Source organism: Halomonas sp. SSL-5 (genome assembly GCF_030708455.1).
Lineage (GTDB): Bacteria > Pseudomonadota > Gammaproteobacteria > Pseudomonadales > Halomonadaceae > Halomonas.
Genome location: NZ_JAUYWF010000006.1, coordinates 202,408 through 215,404 on the forward strand (window position 1 = coordinate 202,408; position 12,997 = coordinate 215,404).

12 protein-coding genes are annotated in these 12,997 nt (G+C 67.6%); 3 read left to right on the forward strand and 9 right to left on the reverse strand.

The annotated features are described in order from the left end of the window. The first annotated feature begins 77 nt into the window (after window positions 1-77). Window positions 78-1,139: an endonuclease gene (locus RAN53_RS09035; RefSeq protein WP_305796487.1), complete on the forward strand. Its 1,062-nt coding sequence runs from the start codon at window positions 78-80 to the stop codon at window positions 1,137-1,139. A gap of 315 nt (window positions 1,140-1,454) precedes the next feature. Further along, window positions 1,455-2,060: a DUF4202 domain-containing protein gene (locus RAN53_RS09040; protein WP_305796488.1), complete on the forward strand. Its 606-nt coding sequence runs from the start codon at window positions 1,455-1,457 to the stop codon at window positions 2,058-2,060. Window positions 2,061-2,149: 89 nt separating this feature from the next. On the opposite strand, the gene RAN53_RS09045 is transcribed toward RAN53_RS09040, so the two are convergent. The 4 genes from RAN53_RS09045 to RAN53_RS09060 all read right to left on the reverse strand — a co-directional run bounded on the left by RAN53_RS09045 (window position 2,150) and on the right by RAN53_RS09060 (window position 5,986). Next, window positions 2,150-2,524 (reverse strand): DUF6746 family protein, encoded by a 375-nt coding sequence (locus RAN53_RS09045; protein WP_305796489.1) that lies wholly within the window; start codon window positions 2,522-2,524, stop codon window positions 2,150-2,152. 119 nt (window positions 2,525-2,643) lie between these two features. Further along, window positions 2,644-3,696, reverse strand: a complete 1,053-nt coding sequence (locus RAN53_RS09050; protein WP_305796490.1) for a C45 family autoproteolytic acyltransferase/hydolase — start codon at window positions 3,694-3,696, stop codon at window positions 2,644-2,646. A gap of 83 nt (window positions 3,697-3,779) precedes the next feature. Continuing rightward, a complete protein-coding gene (locus tag RAN53_RS09055) occupies window positions 3,780-5,036 on the reverse strand; it encodes a dicarboxylate/amino acid:cation symporter (protein ID WP_305796491.1) in 1,257 nt (418 codons plus the stop codon). 176 nt (window positions 5,037-5,212) lie between these two features. Further along, entirely contained in the window at window positions 5,213-5,986 is a 774-nt protein-coding gene (locus tag RAN53_RS09060) for a dienelactone hydrolase family protein (protein ID WP_305796492.1), read from the reverse strand. A 155-nt stretch (window positions 5,987-6,141) separates the two neighbouring features. Between RAN53_RS09060 and RAN53_RS09065 the strand changes: the two genes are divergently transcribed. Beyond that, window positions 6,142-7,347 carry an ABC transporter substrate-binding protein gene (locus RAN53_RS09065; RefSeq protein WP_305796493.1) on the forward strand — a complete coding sequence of 402 codons (1,206 nt, stop codon included), beginning with the start codon at window positions 6,142-6,144 and terminating at the stop codon, window positions 7,345-7,347. Between the two features lie 232 nt (window positions 7,348-7,579). Here the strand turns inward: RAN53_RS09065 and RAN53_RS09070 are convergent, their stop codons facing one another. From RAN53_RS09070 to RAN53_RS09090, 5 genes are all read right to left on the reverse strand, one after another. Beyond that, complete coding sequence (locus tag RAN53_RS09070) at window positions 7,580-8,905, reverse strand: branched-chain amino acid ABC transporter permease (RefSeq protein ID WP_305796494.1); 1,326 nt, start codon at window positions 8,903-8,905, stop codon at window positions 7,580-7,582. Then, window positions 8,905-9,909, reverse strand: coding sequence for a branched-chain amino acid ABC transporter permease (locus tag RAN53_RS09075; protein WP_305796495.1), 1,005 nt, complete (start codon window positions 9,907-9,909; stop codon window positions 8,905-8,907). The genes RAN53_RS09070 and RAN53_RS09075 overlap by 1 nt, the downstream gene beginning before the upstream one ends. A gap of 26 nt (window positions 9,910-9,935) precedes the next feature. Next, entirely contained in the window at window positions 9,936-10,640 is a 705-nt protein-coding gene (locus tag RAN53_RS09080; protein ID WP_305796496.1) for an ABC transporter ATP-binding protein, read from the reverse strand. Next, complete coding sequence (locus RAN53_RS09085) at window positions 10,627-11,406, reverse strand: ABC transporter ATP-binding protein (RefSeq protein WP_305796497.1); 780 nt, start codon at window positions 11,404-11,406, stop codon at window positions 10,627-10,629. The genes RAN53_RS09080 and RAN53_RS09085 overlap by 14 nt, the downstream gene beginning before the upstream one ends. A gap of 84 nt (window positions 11,407-11,490) precedes the next feature. Next, complete coding sequence (locus RAN53_RS09090) at window positions 11,491-12,936, reverse strand: sodium-dependent transporter (RefSeq protein ID WP_305796498.1); 1,446 nt, start codon at window positions 12,934-12,936, stop codon at window positions 11,491-11,493. Window positions 12,937-12,997 lie beyond the last annotated feature (61 nt).

The window sequence follows — 12,997 nt, forward strand, 5'->3', positions numbered from 1 at the left end:
CATGGAGGTTTCCTTGTTAAGCCATTGATGATTCTGCGCGGGGCCGTCAGGATGACGACCTTTTGCGTGGAGGATTCATGCGCCGCTCTCTGCTGGCCGGGCTATTGGCCCTCACTCCCCTGGCGGCCCAGGGCGATGTCGTCGTGGGCAGCTGGAACATCAAGCACCTGGGCTGGAACAACGACAAGGCGGTGGGGCAGGTGGCCCATGTGGCCAATCACTTCGACCTGCTGGCGATCCAGGAGCTGATGGATCCGGCGGCGCTCGAGGCGCTGGAGGGGGAACTGGAGGCACTCTCCGGGGAGGCGTGGTCCTCCATGGCCAGCCACGCCCTGGGGCGAAGCTCCTACGAGGAGCACTACGGCTTCCTGTGGCGCGAGAGCGAGGTGGCCTACGAGGATGGCGCGGTGGTGTTCATCGACCACGGCGATGTCTTCTCGCGCGAGCCCTACTCGGCACGCTTCCGCGACGTGGAGAGCGGTGACCTGTTCACCGCGGCCACGGTACATGTGGTCTATGGCGACGGCGTCGGTGACCGCCTGCCGGAGATCGCGGCGCTGGCCGACTACTGGCGGTGGCTGGGCGAGGTGCATGCCGACACCCCGCGGCTGCTGATGGGCGACTTCAACCTGGCGCCGGGCCACGCCGGCTGGGCGCCGCTGCGTGAATTGGGTGCGGTGCCGGCGGTGGCCGAGGGGGCCTCGACCCTGGCGACCACGTCGGGCCGCTATGCCAACCTCTACGACAACCTGTGGTATGACGCCGAGCGCCTCGCGCCGGACGATCAGGGTGTGCTGCGCTTCCCCGAACTGCTGCCCATGGCCCATCAGGAGGCCCGCGATCGCGTCTCGGATCATGTGCCGGTGTATGTGGCGCTGAACGGGGCGGCGCTGGAGCGCCGGGCCGCCGATGGGGGAGAGTTGATGGCGAGCCGGCGTGGGCCGAGCTGCATCGACCTCAATGCCAGCGATATCGAGCGCCTGGCAGCGCTGCCCCACGTGGGGCCGGCGCGCGCCGAGGCCATCGTCTCCGGTCGCCCGTGGCGGGCCTCGGGGGAGCTGACGCGTATCTCCGGCATCGGCCAGGGGCGCCTGGCCGATATCCGCGGTAGCGGCCTGCTGTGTGGTGCCGAAGGCTGAGCCTTCGTCGCACGGCCAGGCGCCATCATGACGCATTCGGCCCTTTCACCGCCCTGCTGCGGTGCAGCGACGAGGCGTGATGCCGACCGCTGGCCCTGGGCGCTGGGGTGATATTCTCGTTAATTCACTGTTATCAAGTGACTATTCCGGGAGTGGCCCGTTAATCGCAATACATTGGGCAGAGTCGCCGCCGACGGTGGTGATTCCCAAGTGAGCTGGCGTGCTCCTCCTGGTCCCCTTCGGGGGACCTTTTTTCTCTCCGCGGCATGGGTATGCTGAGGGGCCTGGAACCCGCCCCCTGCAAGGAGCCCTCGCATGTCCGCCGACCTTCCTCCCCACAGCTCTGCTTTCTCCGCCGTTCTGGCCGCCCTGGATGCGCTGCACGCACAGGACCCCCGCCACGTCGGCGTGGAGGGTGAGCGCGTGCCCCAGGAGCTGTGGCATGCCGGGCGCATGAGCGCCTGGCTGGAGCGGCTGCATGAGCACCCCGATGCGCTGATCCAGTTGGCGGTGCGCGGCCAGCACTTGCAGCGCTGGACGGTGCCGCGCAGCGACTACCCCGAGGGCCGAGTGGGCTACCTGACCTGGCGTCGTGACCAGGGCCGGCGTGCCGGCGAGACCACCGCGCGGCTGATGCGCGAGGCGGGCTATGGCGAGGAGGAGGCCGAGGCGGTGGCGCGGATGATCCGCAAGCAGGGGCTGGGGCGCGACCCGGGCACCCAGGCGGTGGAGGATTGCGCCTGCCTGGTGTTCCTGGAAAACTACTTCGCCGATTTCTCCAAGCAGATCGACCACGATCATCTGATCCGCATCGTGCAGATGACCTGGAAGAAGATGTCGCCGCGGGCCCACGAGCTGGCGCTGGGGCTGCCGATGAGCGACCAGGCGCGGGCCCTGGTGGAGGAGGCGCTGGCGGGGTAGCCCCGCAGCACGCGGCCAGACATGACGACGGGCGAGCCATCGAGGATGGCTCGCCCGTCGTGCGTTCGGGGGGAGGGTGATCGAGAGCGCTACTCGGTCAGGGTCTGGGCGGCCTCGAGGTAGGCGTCGCCGTGGGTTCGCACGCGCTCGTGCTCGAGGGTCTCGGAGCCCAGGTGCACCTCCTCGAGGTCCACGGCCATGGTGTCGAGCTCTTCGTCGATCTTGGCCAGGGCATTCTCGAGGGTGTAGGTGAGTTCGTGGATGGTGCCGAGGTCGGCGTTGCTGAGCTCGTCCTGGGCCAGCAGCTCGGCCAGCTTGCGGTTGGTCTCGGTGAAATGGGTGACCGCCTGGTCCAGGGTCTCGGCGCTCTCGCCCGCGAAGTGGTCGGGGCGCTCGTGGTCGTCGGCGTTGGCGGCGGTGCCCAGCAGGCCGAAGCACACGGCGGTGAACAGCAGCTTCTTCATGGGTGTCCTCGCTGTCGATGAGAATCGTTTACACGGGAACCTTAGTCGCTCGCCTTACAAATGACAAGCATTATTGTTTGCGCCTGAGTCTCCTTTGATCCTTGTCATCTTCTTCACCGTCAGGCCGCCGGCAGCGTCACCTCGAGCGTCGTCCCGCTCTCGCAGGGCTTGCCGTGGCGCAGGGTCAGGCGCCGCTCGGTGAGGTTCATCACCACGCCGAACAGGGTCTCCATGCGCTCCTCGGCGGGCTGGTCGGGATTGAAGTGGCGACAGATCGACAGCGGATGGCCGTGGTGGTCGCCGAGGATCTCGAACAGCCGCGCCTCCTCCACCGGGGTGTGGTCCGGGAACTCGCCGAGCAGGGCATCGAGCCGGGCCAGGCGCGGGCGGGAGTCGGGGCGAGGGAAGTCCTCCACCTGGCAGGTGACGGCGGCATCATAGAGGTGGTTGGTGTGGGTCACCACGCCGCCCCGAGGCGGGAGCCTGCCGGGCTCGCCGGGATGCACCTCCAGGCCGAGCGCCTCGCCGGCGGCACTCGCCACCAGGAAGTGCGCCGGCGAGCAGACGCGGTCGCGCTGTGCCACGGCCAGGGCGCCGGCCGGGTCGGGGCTCTCGAGGATCTTGCGCAACGCCACGTGGATCGGCAGGCCCTCGCCGCAGGTCTGGGAGCGGATGGCGTTGAGGCAGACGCCGATGCCGTGGGCGTTCATGCCGATCTTGGCCACCATGCCCGCCTCGCCGATGCTGACCAGCGGCGCGGCATCGTCGCCCTCGATATGCAGCGCTACCACGTTGTCGAGCTGGTCGGCGCGCCAGTCCCAGTTCTGGGCCAGCCACTGGTCACCACCGCGCTGGAGGGCGAAGGCGGAGCAGCCACCGCTGGCCTGGGTCAGCGAGATCTCGCTGCGACAGTTGAGGGTGAGGATATCGGCGAGCTCGAGCCCGGCGCCCTCGGCGATGCCGGCCATCTCCTCGAGGATGGCGGGGAAGCGGCGCTCGATCATGGCGCCGAAGCGCTCGGCCTCGCGGCGCGCCTGGCCCCAGTCGAGGCCGACGAAGTCCTGGAAGAGGCGGTCGTAGACGGCGATGCTGGCGTGGATCAGCGGCGCATGGGCACGGCCGTGGCCCAGGCCGATGTCGCGCCGGCTGCCGGTGAGGTGGGTGAGCTGCATGGTGGCCTCCGCACGTCGGGGTGTGGCGGTCACTCTAGCATGGAGGAATCGGTGGGGCCGGCCGGGCGCCGGCCCCGGGAGGTTCAGCTCTTGCGCGGCGCGTTGTAGACGCCTTCGTCGAGCTCGCCCTCGCTCTTGGCCACCAGGGTGGTGACCATCAGGTCGCCGGCGACGTTCACGCTGGTGCGGGCCATGTCGAGGATGCGGTCGATGCCGGCGATCACCGCGATCGCCTCCAGCGGCAGACCGATCTGGGCCATGACGATGGAGAGCATCACCAGGCCGGCGCCGGGCACGCCGGCGGTGCCGATGGAGGCCAGGGTGCCGGTGACGATGATCATGCCGTAGTCCATCAGGCTCAGGTCGACGCCGAGCAGCTGGGCGATGAATACCGCGACCACGCCCTGGTAGATGGCGGTGCCGTCCATGTTGATGGTGGCACCCACCGGCAGCACGAAGCCGGAGACGCCCTCCGAGACGCCGAGGTTATTCTGGGCGCAGCGGATGGAGATCGGCAGGGTGCCCGAGGAGGAGGCGGAGGAGTAGGCCACCACCAGGGCGTCGAGGATGCCTTGCAGGTAGCGCAGCGGGTTGAGCTTGCCGATCAGCGCGAGCATGCCGGAGTAGACCACCAGCACATGCAGGATGCTGGCGAGGTAGGCGACACCGATCACCTTGGCCAGCGGCAGCAGTACCTCGAGGCCGTAGCTGCCGGCGACATGCGCGATCAGGCCGAAGACGCCGAACGGGGCGAAGGCCATGACGATCCCGGTGAGCTTGTACATCGCCTCGGCGAAGCTCTCGAACAAGCGTACCACGGGCTCGCCCTTGTCGCCGATCAGGGTCAGCGAGATGCCAAGACCGATGGCGAAGACGATGATCTGCAGGATATTGCCGCTGGCCAGGGCGTCGACGGGGTTCTGGGGCACCAGACCGACGATGATGTCAATCAGGCTGGGGGCTTCCTTGGCCTCGACGCCGGACTCGAAGCTCATCTCCATGCCGACACCCGGCTGGAACAGCCAGGAGGCGAGCAGGCCGATGGCGATGGCGAAGGCGGTGGTGATCAGGTAGAGCGCGATGGTGCGGGCGCCGATGCGACCCATCTTCTGCGGGTCGCGCATGGCGGTGATGCCGACCACCAGGGTCGAGAAGACCAGCGGCACGATCAGCATCTTGATGGCGCTGATGAAGATGTCGCCGATCGGCTTGAAGACGCTGGCGTTCTCGCCCATCAGGGCGCCGGCCAGCACGCCGAGAAGCAGGCCGGCGAGGATCTTCTGCCAGAGCGGGATGCGCCGCCAGAGGTTGCCCTCGGTGCCTTGCGGAGGCTGGGTCATGACATGGCTCCTTGCTGTGTTAGTGCGATTTTATGGTGGGTTTGTTGCGCAGAGCGGCGATTCTACAGAAAGAAACTTTGTCGTTCCTGAAAAAAAAGCGCCTCCATGCTCTGTGTCATGGAGGCGTTTCAGGCTGCGGTCGGCGGGAGTTAAGGAAGGGGCCGGCAGGAACCGGATCAGGACGAAGGCGACAGCGCCTCGTCGAGCAGGTCCTGGAAGGCGCTCCAGGAGCGTTCATCGGCGCGTTGCTGGTAGGCGTCGCTGCCGAACACGGTGAAGGCGTGGGGGGCGCCGGAGTAGACCTCGATCTGGTAGGTGGCACTGGCGGCCTCGAGCTCCTCGCCGAGGGTGGCGACGTCGTCCAGGGAGATCGAGGCGTCGGCACCGCCGTGGGCGATCAGGATGGGCCCGGCGCCCTCGGGCCAGCTCTGGTCTTCGGGGGTGGTCAGGCCGCCGTGGAAGCTGGCGAAGCCGTGAACGTCCTCGGCCGCGCCGGAGCGTGCCATCTCCAGCACCACGGCGCCGCCGAAGCAGTAGCCCATGATCACCGCGTTGCTCGCGGCCCCCTGGGCGCGGGCCTCGGCCAGGCCGGCCAGGGTGAGGGCGCGCATGCGCTCGCGGTCCTCGTAGAGGCGGGCGGTCTCGGCCTTCTTGGCCTCGGTCTCGGCCGGGCGGTTGCCCTGGCCGTAGAGGTCGGCGGCGAAGGCGTCGTAGCCGAGGTCGGCGAGCATGTCGGCGCGGCGGCGTTCGTAGTCGTCCAGGCCGTCCCAGTCGTGAATGATCAACACGCTGCCGCGGGACTCGCCCTCGGCCAGGGAGAGATAGCCCTGGAAGGCTTCGCCGTTGACGTCGTAGGCGATCTCCTCACCGGCGGGTTCGAAGGCGTGGGCGCCACCGGCGGCCATGGCCAGGGCCAGGGCGGTGGGGATCAGGGGGTAACGAAGGGTCATGAGAAGTCTCCCGTTGGTGGAGTTGCCCGGCTCAGTATAGGCGCCATGGCGGCGGCGCGAGCGACCGAGCGTTGGCGAAGCCGACTTGAGTTTTTCCCTTTGCCCTTCCAGATTTAGGGGGTGTGTGATCCCAGCAACCAAGCGAGACGAACAACATGAAGAAGAGTCTAGTAGCGATGGCGGTCGCGGCCTCCACCCTGGCCGTGGGCGCGGCCCAGGCCGAGGTGAAGGTGGGCTTCCTGGGCGGCTTCACCGGCCCGATCGAGACCCTGACCCCGCCGGTCTACGATGCGGCGCAGCTGGCCGTACAGCATGTCAACGAGCAGGGCGGCGTGCTGGGCGGCGAGCAGGTCGCCATGCCCAGCGGCGATACCACCTGCTCCGATGCCTCCGCGGCCTCCAACGCCGCCGACCGCCTGGTCAACAGCGAACAGGTCACGGCGATCGTCGGCGCGCTGTGCACCGGGGCGACCATCGCCGCGGCCAACAACGCCGCCATCCCGGGGGGCGTGGTGATGGTGTCGCCGGCCTCCACGGCACCGGCGGTGAGTGAGCTCGAGGACAACGACCTGGTGTTCCGCACCGTTCCCTCCGACGCCTTCCAGGGCGAGGCGCTGGCCAAGATGCTGCTCGAGAAGGGCATCGACGAAGTGGCGGTCACCTATGTGAACAACGACTACGGCCGCGGCCTGGCCGATGCCTTCGTGGCCACCTACGAGGCCGAGGGCGGCACGGTGGCCGAGAACCTGGCCCACGAGGATAACCGCGCCGACTACCGTTCCGAGCTGGGGACCCTCTCGGCGACCGGCGTTCCCGACCTGGTGGTGCTGGCCTATGGCGACACCTCCGGGCAGACGGTGGTGCGCCAGGCCTACGAGAGCGGCATGTTCACCCGCTACATCGGTGCCGACGGCATGGTGATCTCGGGACTTCTCGATGGCGTGGGCGAAGAGGTGCTGAACGACAACTTCATCGCCACGCGCCCGGGCAACCCGGATAGCCCTGGCACGCAGCGCTTCGTCGAGTTGGCCGAGGCGGGCGGCATTTCCCACGAGGCGGTGTTCGCCGGGCAGGGCTATGACGCCGCCTTCCTGCTGGCGCTGGCCATCGAGCAGAACGGCAGTGCCGAACGCGAGGGCCTCTCCGCGGCGCTGCGCAGCGTCTCCTCCGCCCCGGGCGAGGTGATCCTGCCCGGCGAGTGGGAGAAGGCCCTGGGGCTGATCGCCGCCGGCGAGGAGATCAACTACGAGGGCGCCTCGGGCAGCCACGAGTTCGACGACAAGGGCGACGTGCCCGGCATCGTCGAGGAGATGGCGGTCGAAGGCGGCGAGTTCGTCAGCAAGGGCTTCCTGGACAAGTAAGCCCGCTCTCACTGCGCTGATTCCACCCCCTGAAACGCATCGGCCCCGGCGGATTCCCGCCGGGGCCGATGCGTTGCAATCCATGATGTCAGTAGAGAGTGCGGATTTATGTCACGAGCGATGAGAGGCTGGTCGACGCCGGAGCGGAGCTCCCGGAGTGTAGCTCGCTACATGAGGAGAGCGAGCACCGCCGGCGGCCAGGATATCGAGCGCAGTAATAAATCGGCGCTCTCTATCCATGGTGCTTGACCTTCTCGGGCAATAGCCCCTTGGGCGCGAAGCGCAGCACCAGGCTGATCAGCAGGCCGATGACGAACACCCGGGCCTGGAGCGCGCGGCTGTCGAGGTTGGTGGGGGCGTCCCAGCCGAAGCTGCCCTCGCCGAAGGTGATCGCCAGCTCGAGCACGGCCAGCGCCAGGGGCTCGGACATCACCCAGATGATATACACCGCGAAGGCGCCGAAGATGGTGCCCAGGTTGTTGCCCGGGCCACCGAGGATGACCATCACCAGCACCAGGAAGGTGTGGTTGAGGGGCAGGTAGCCCTGGGGGTCGAAGAGGCCGTTGAAGCTGCCGAGGGTGGCGCCGCCGATGCCCATCAGGATGCAGCCCAGCACGAAGATCTCCAGGCGCCGGCGGTTGATGTCCTTGCCCATGGCGGCGGCGGAGATCTCGTTGTCGCGGATGGCGCGGATCATGCGCCCCCAGGGGGCGTGGTAGGCGCGGGTGAGCAGGAAGAAGATCACCACGATCATCACCGCGGTGACCGAGAAGTAGAGCGCCCGGGCCAGGGTGAAGCCGACCTCGGCGGGGCCCGGCACCGGCCAGGGCAGCGGCGAGACGGTGGCGGTGCCGCGGGTCAGCCAGTCGGCATTCTTGAGCACCGCCTTGATGATCTCGGCAATGCCCAGGGTAGCGATGGCCAGGTAGTCGCTGCGCAGGCCCAGGCACACCTTGCCGATGAAGTAGCCCACCGTCCCGGCCAGCACGCCGCCGACGATCCAGCCCAGCCAGGGCGGCAGGCCCAGCCCGCCGATATAGCCGAACTGCGACTCGATCTGTTCGGTGACCACGCCCAGGCGGGCCGAGACCAGCAGGTAGAAGAGCAGCGCCAGGGCCACCGCCAGGCCGGTACGCAGGCGCCGGGGCACGCCCAGGTGGTGCAGGCGGCTGGCGCCGACTACCACCATCACACCGCCCAGGGCCATCAGCACCACCATGCCCAGTTCGCCGGAGAGGGGGCTTGCCCAGAACTCACCATTGACCGGCATGCTGAAGGCCATGGCGCTGTAGCCGCCCAGCGCCACGAAGCCCATCACCCCGGCATTGAACTGGCCGGCGTAGCCCCACTGGATGGTCAGGCCCAGGGCGAGGATGGCGTAGCAGGCCGCCTCCACCAGCATGCGGGTGCTGTAGGCGGCCCCCATGGCGGCATAGACGCCGAGGATGGCGGCCATCAGGATGGCGAACAGCACCACCTCGCGCAGCGGGAAGCGCGACGGGGCGGCGACCAGGTCCTCTCGATGCTCGTGTTGTCCTTGTTGTTGTTGTGTGCTCATCAGATCACCTTCCCCTTGAAGATGCCGGTGGGGCGCCACACCAGGATGGCGACCAGGAGGACGAAGGGCACCACGATCTTGTACTCCGTGCCGACGAAGGCCAGGCTGTCGGCGCTGGCCAGCCACTCCGGCAGGTTGTCGTGGAAGGGGCGCAGCAGCACGCTCCAGTTGAACACCGCCAGGGTCTCGGCGAAGCCCACCACGAAGCCGCCGGCGATGGCACCGTAGGGGTGGCCCACGCCGCCGACGATGGCCGCGGCGAAGATCGGCAGCAGCAGGAAGAAGCTGAGGTCCGGCTTGAAGGTCACGTCCAGCGACAGCAGGGTGCCGGCGATGGCCGCCAGGGCGCCGACGATCACCCAGGTCACCGCCACGATCAGGTTGGTGTTGATGCCCGAGGCGCGGGCCAGGTCGGGGTTGTCGGACATCGCCCGCATCGCCTTGCCCAGCCGCGAGCGCGACAGGAACAGATGCAGCCCCACCACGCAGACGATGGTCAGCACGAAGAGGATCACCTGGGGCTCGGTGACCACGATGGGTGCCCGGGCGCCCTCGAAGGGCAGGGCGAGGCGGAAGATCTCCTTGCGGTCGTCGACATAGAGGCTCTCGCCGCTGGTGCCGGCGAACAGCCGGATCAGCCCCTGCAGCATCAGGGTGACGCCCAGCGAGGCGATCACCATGACGATGGGCTTCACGCCGTGGGCGCGCAGCGGCTTGTAGAACGTCTTGTCGATGCCCACCGCCAGGGCCGCGGTGAGCAGCATGGCCAGCGGCAGCATCACCACCGCCGTGGGCAGCCCCAGGGCGGCACCCGCCCCGGGGAAGGCGGTGGTCAGCAGTAGCACCGTGAAGGCGCCGAAGGTCATCATGTCGGCGTGGGCGAAGTGGGCGAAACGCATGATGCTGAACACCAGGGTGACGCCCACCGCACCGATGGCGTAGATCGAGCCGGTGACACTGCCGGCGACGACCACGTAGTTGAAGAAGAAGACGAGTTCGTTCACGAGGTTGGTTCTCCCTGCTCCCAGGCTCAGCCGCCCAGGAAGCTCCTGGCCACTTCCGGATCCGCCAGCAGGGCGGCCCCGGTATCGGTGAAACGGTTCTGGCCGGCGGCCAGCACGAAGCCCTTGTCGGCGATGGCCAGCGCCTGCTTGGCGTTCTGCTCCACCATCAGGATGCCGACGCCGGCGCTGTTGACCTGCTTCACCTGCGCGAAGATCTCGTGCATGTAGAGCGGCGAGAGGCCGGCGGTGGGCTCGTCGAGCAGCAGCACGCTGGGTTCCGCCATCAGCGCGCGACCCATGGCCACCATCTGGCGCTGACCGCCGGAGAGCTCGCCGGCGGGCTGGTGGCGTTTATCGTAGAGCGGCGGGAAGAAGTCGTAGATCTGCTTCAGCATGCGCTTGACGTTGCCCGGCTTGAGGAAGGCGCCCATCTGCAGGTTTTCCTTCACCGTCAGGCTCGGGAAGACGTTGTGCTCCTGGGGCACGAAGCCCATGCCCTGCTGTACCAGCCGGTGGGGCGGCAGGTTGTGGATGGGTTCGCCGCGCAGCAGGATCTCGCCCTGGGTAACCACAAGCAAGCCGAAGATGGCCTTGAGCATGGTGGACTTGCCGGCGCCGTTGGGGCCGACGATGACGCCTATCTGGTCGGCCTCGAGGGTCATGTTCACCCCGTTGAGGATGTTCATGCCGCCGTAGCCGCCATAGACGTCGCGCGCTTCAAGAAGTGGCATCTTGGGACGCTCCGAAGTAGGCCTCGATGACCTCTGGATTGTTCTGGATCTCCTCGATGGAGCCCTCGACCATCACGCTGCCCTGGGCGAGCACGATCACCGGATCGCAGAGCCGGGCGATCATGTCCATGTCGTGCTCGATGACCAGGAAGGTGTAGCCCATCTCGCGGTTGAGGCGTTCGATGTTCTCCACCAGGTCGCCGAGCAGGGTGCGGTTGACCCCGGCGGCGATCTCGTCGAGCAGGACCACCCGGGCGTCGGTCATCATGGTGCGGCCGAGCTCGAGGAGCTTCTTCTGGCCCCCGGAGAGATTGCCGGCCAGCTCGTTGCGCACATGATGCAGGCCGATGAAGTCGATCACCTCCAGCGCACGGCGGCGCACCTCGGCCTCCTGGGAGCGCACCCGGCCGGGCTTCAGCCAGGCGTTGAACAGGCTCTCACCGGCCTGGGCCGCCGGCACCATCATCAGGTTCTCCAGCGCGGTCATATGGGAGAACTCGTGGGCGATCTGGAAGGTGCGCAGCAGTCCCTTGTGGAACAGCTCGTTGGCGGGGCGGTTGGTGATCTCCTCGCCCTCGAGCAGCACCTGGCCGCTGTCCAGCGGCAGGGCGCCGGCGATGATGTTGAACAGGGTCGACTTGCCGGCGCCGTTGGGGCCGATCAGGCCGGTGATCGAGCCCGACTCCACCGAGAGCGAGCAGTCGTTGATCACCTTGAGGCCGCCGAAGGCCTTGTTGACGTGTTGCACGTCGATCATGGATGCCATGCGGTATGTCTCGTCGTTGTTGTACTGATCTTGTTGTACTGACTTGCTGTATCGGCTTGTTGTGTCATGCCGAGGCGGTGAGGGTCATCGCTCCTGGCTATCGTCCATCAGGAAGGTTCGGCCGGCGGCGAAGGCGCCGACGATCACCACCGCGCCGATGGTCGGGATCAGGTAGCCATCCACCTGGGGGATGGCGCGCAGGAACACGAAGGAGACCGCCGCCGGGGCGACGAAGCGCACCAGGAAGCGCCAGGTGGCGAACCAGGTCTCGTTGGTGCGCATCTCCTTCATCACCTCGGAGTGGGTCAGCGCCCAGCCGGCGAACAGGGCGATCAGAAGGCCGCCCAGCGGCATGAAGATGTTGGTGAGCAGTTCGAAGAGGTCGAAGGCGCTGCGCCCGAACAGGCTGTGGAAGAGGCTGTCCTCGGCCCACTGGTTGAAGCTGACCACGGTCAGCAGGCCCAGCGCCCAGCTGGCCACCACCATGGCGAAGACCGCCTGGGGGCGGGTGAGGTCGAAGCGTTCCACCAGGTAGGCGGCCACCGGCTCGATCAGCGAGATGGAGGAGCTGATCGCCGCGCCCAGCACCAGGATGAAGAAGATGCCACCGATCAGCGCGCCGCCGGGCATCTCGGCGAAGGCCAGCGGCAGGGTGACGAACATCAACCCCGGGCCCTGGCCGGCGTCGAGGCCGGCGCCGAACACCAGCGAGAAGATCGCCAGGCCGGCGACCACCGCTACCGCGGTGTCGACCATGGCGATGGCGATGGCGGTGCGGGTCAGCGAGACCTCGCCGGACATGTAGGCGCCGTAGGCCATGATGGCGCCCATGCCGAGGCTCAGGGTGAAGAACGACTGGCCCATGGCCTCGAGCCAGCCCTCGAGACTCAGGTCGGCGATATTGAAGGTGAACAGGAAGTCGGCCGCGGCGGCGAAGTCGCCGTTGGTGACGCCGTAGGCGAGCACCACCAGCAGGATCACGAACAGCGCCGGCATGATCACCCGCAGCCCGCGCTCGATGCCCTGGTGGACGCCGAGGCCGACGATCAGCCCCGAGGCGATGATGAACAGGGTGTGATAGAGGGTGAGCAGCGAGGGCGAGGCGAGCAGCGCATCGAAGCCGGCGGCGATGGTCTCGGCGTCGGCCCCGACCAGGGCACCGGTGAGCATCTGCCAGGTGTAGTGGATGGCCCAGCCGGCGATCACCGAATAGAAGCTCAGTATCAGGAAGGCCGAGACGCCACCCAGCCAGCCGATGGTTTCCCAGCCTCGCGAGGTGTGATGGGTGCGAGTCAGGAAGCGCATGCCCATGATCGGGCTGCGCCGGCTGGCGCGGCCGAGCATGGTCTCGGCGATCAGGATGGGAATGCCCACGGCGAAGATGGTCAGGGCGTAGACCAGGATGAAGGCCCCGCCGCCGTTCTCGCCGGCCAGGTAGGGAAAGCGCCACAGGTTTCCGAGCCCCACCGCCGAGCCGACCGCGGCCAGCAGGAAGGTGCCCTTGTGGGTCCAGACGTTGTGCGTGCTCATCGTGGCTCCGAAGCTGAGGTCGTTGGCCGGTGGCCCAGCTCGCCACTTTGCGACAAAACCC

Bases quoted from the DNA above. Each gene is read 5' to 3' on its own strand.
- RAN53_RS09035 (WP_305796487.1), top strand. From the start codon at position 78: ATGCGCCGCTCTCTGCTGGCCGGGCTATTGGCCCTCACTCCCCTGGCG.
- RAN53_RS09040 (WP_305796488.1), top strand. From the start codon at position 1,455: ATGTCCGCCGACCTTCCTCCCCACAGCTCTGCTTTCTCCGCCGTTCTG.
- RAN53_RS09045 (WP_305796489.1), bottom strand. From the start codon at position 2,524: ATGAAGAAGCTGCTGTTCACCGCCGTGTGCTTCGGCCTGCTGGGCACC.
- RAN53_RS09050 (WP_305796490.1), bottom strand. From the start codon at position 3,696: ATGCAGCTCACCCACCTCACCGGCAGCCGGCGCGACATCGGCCTGGGC.
- RAN53_RS09055 (WP_305796491.1), bottom strand. From the start codon at position 5,036: ATGACCCAGCCTCCGCAAGGCACCGAGGGCAACCTCTGGCGGCGCATC.
- RAN53_RS09060 (WP_305796492.1), bottom strand. From the start codon at position 5,986: ATGACCCTTCGTTACCCCCTGATCCCCACCGCCCTGGCCCTGGCCATG.
- RAN53_RS09065 (WP_305796493.1), top strand. From the start codon at position 6,142: ATGAAGAAGAGTCTAGTAGCGATGGCGGTCGCGGCCTCCACCCTGGCC.
- RAN53_RS09070 (WP_305796494.1), bottom strand. From the start codon at position 8,905: ATGAGCACACAACAACAACAAGGACAACACGAGCATCGAGAGGACCTG.
- RAN53_RS09080 (WP_305796496.1), bottom strand. From the start codon at position 10,640: ATGCCACTTCTTGAAGCGCGCGACGTCTATGGCGGCTACGGCGGCATG.
- RAN53_RS09085 (WP_305796497.1), bottom strand. From the start codon at position 11,406: ATGGCATCCATGATCGACGTGCAACACGTCAACAAGGCCTTCGGCGGC.
- RAN53_RS09090 (WP_305796498.1), bottom strand. From the start codon at position 12,936: ATGAGCACGCACAACGTCTGGACCCACAAGGGCACCTTCCTGCTGGCC.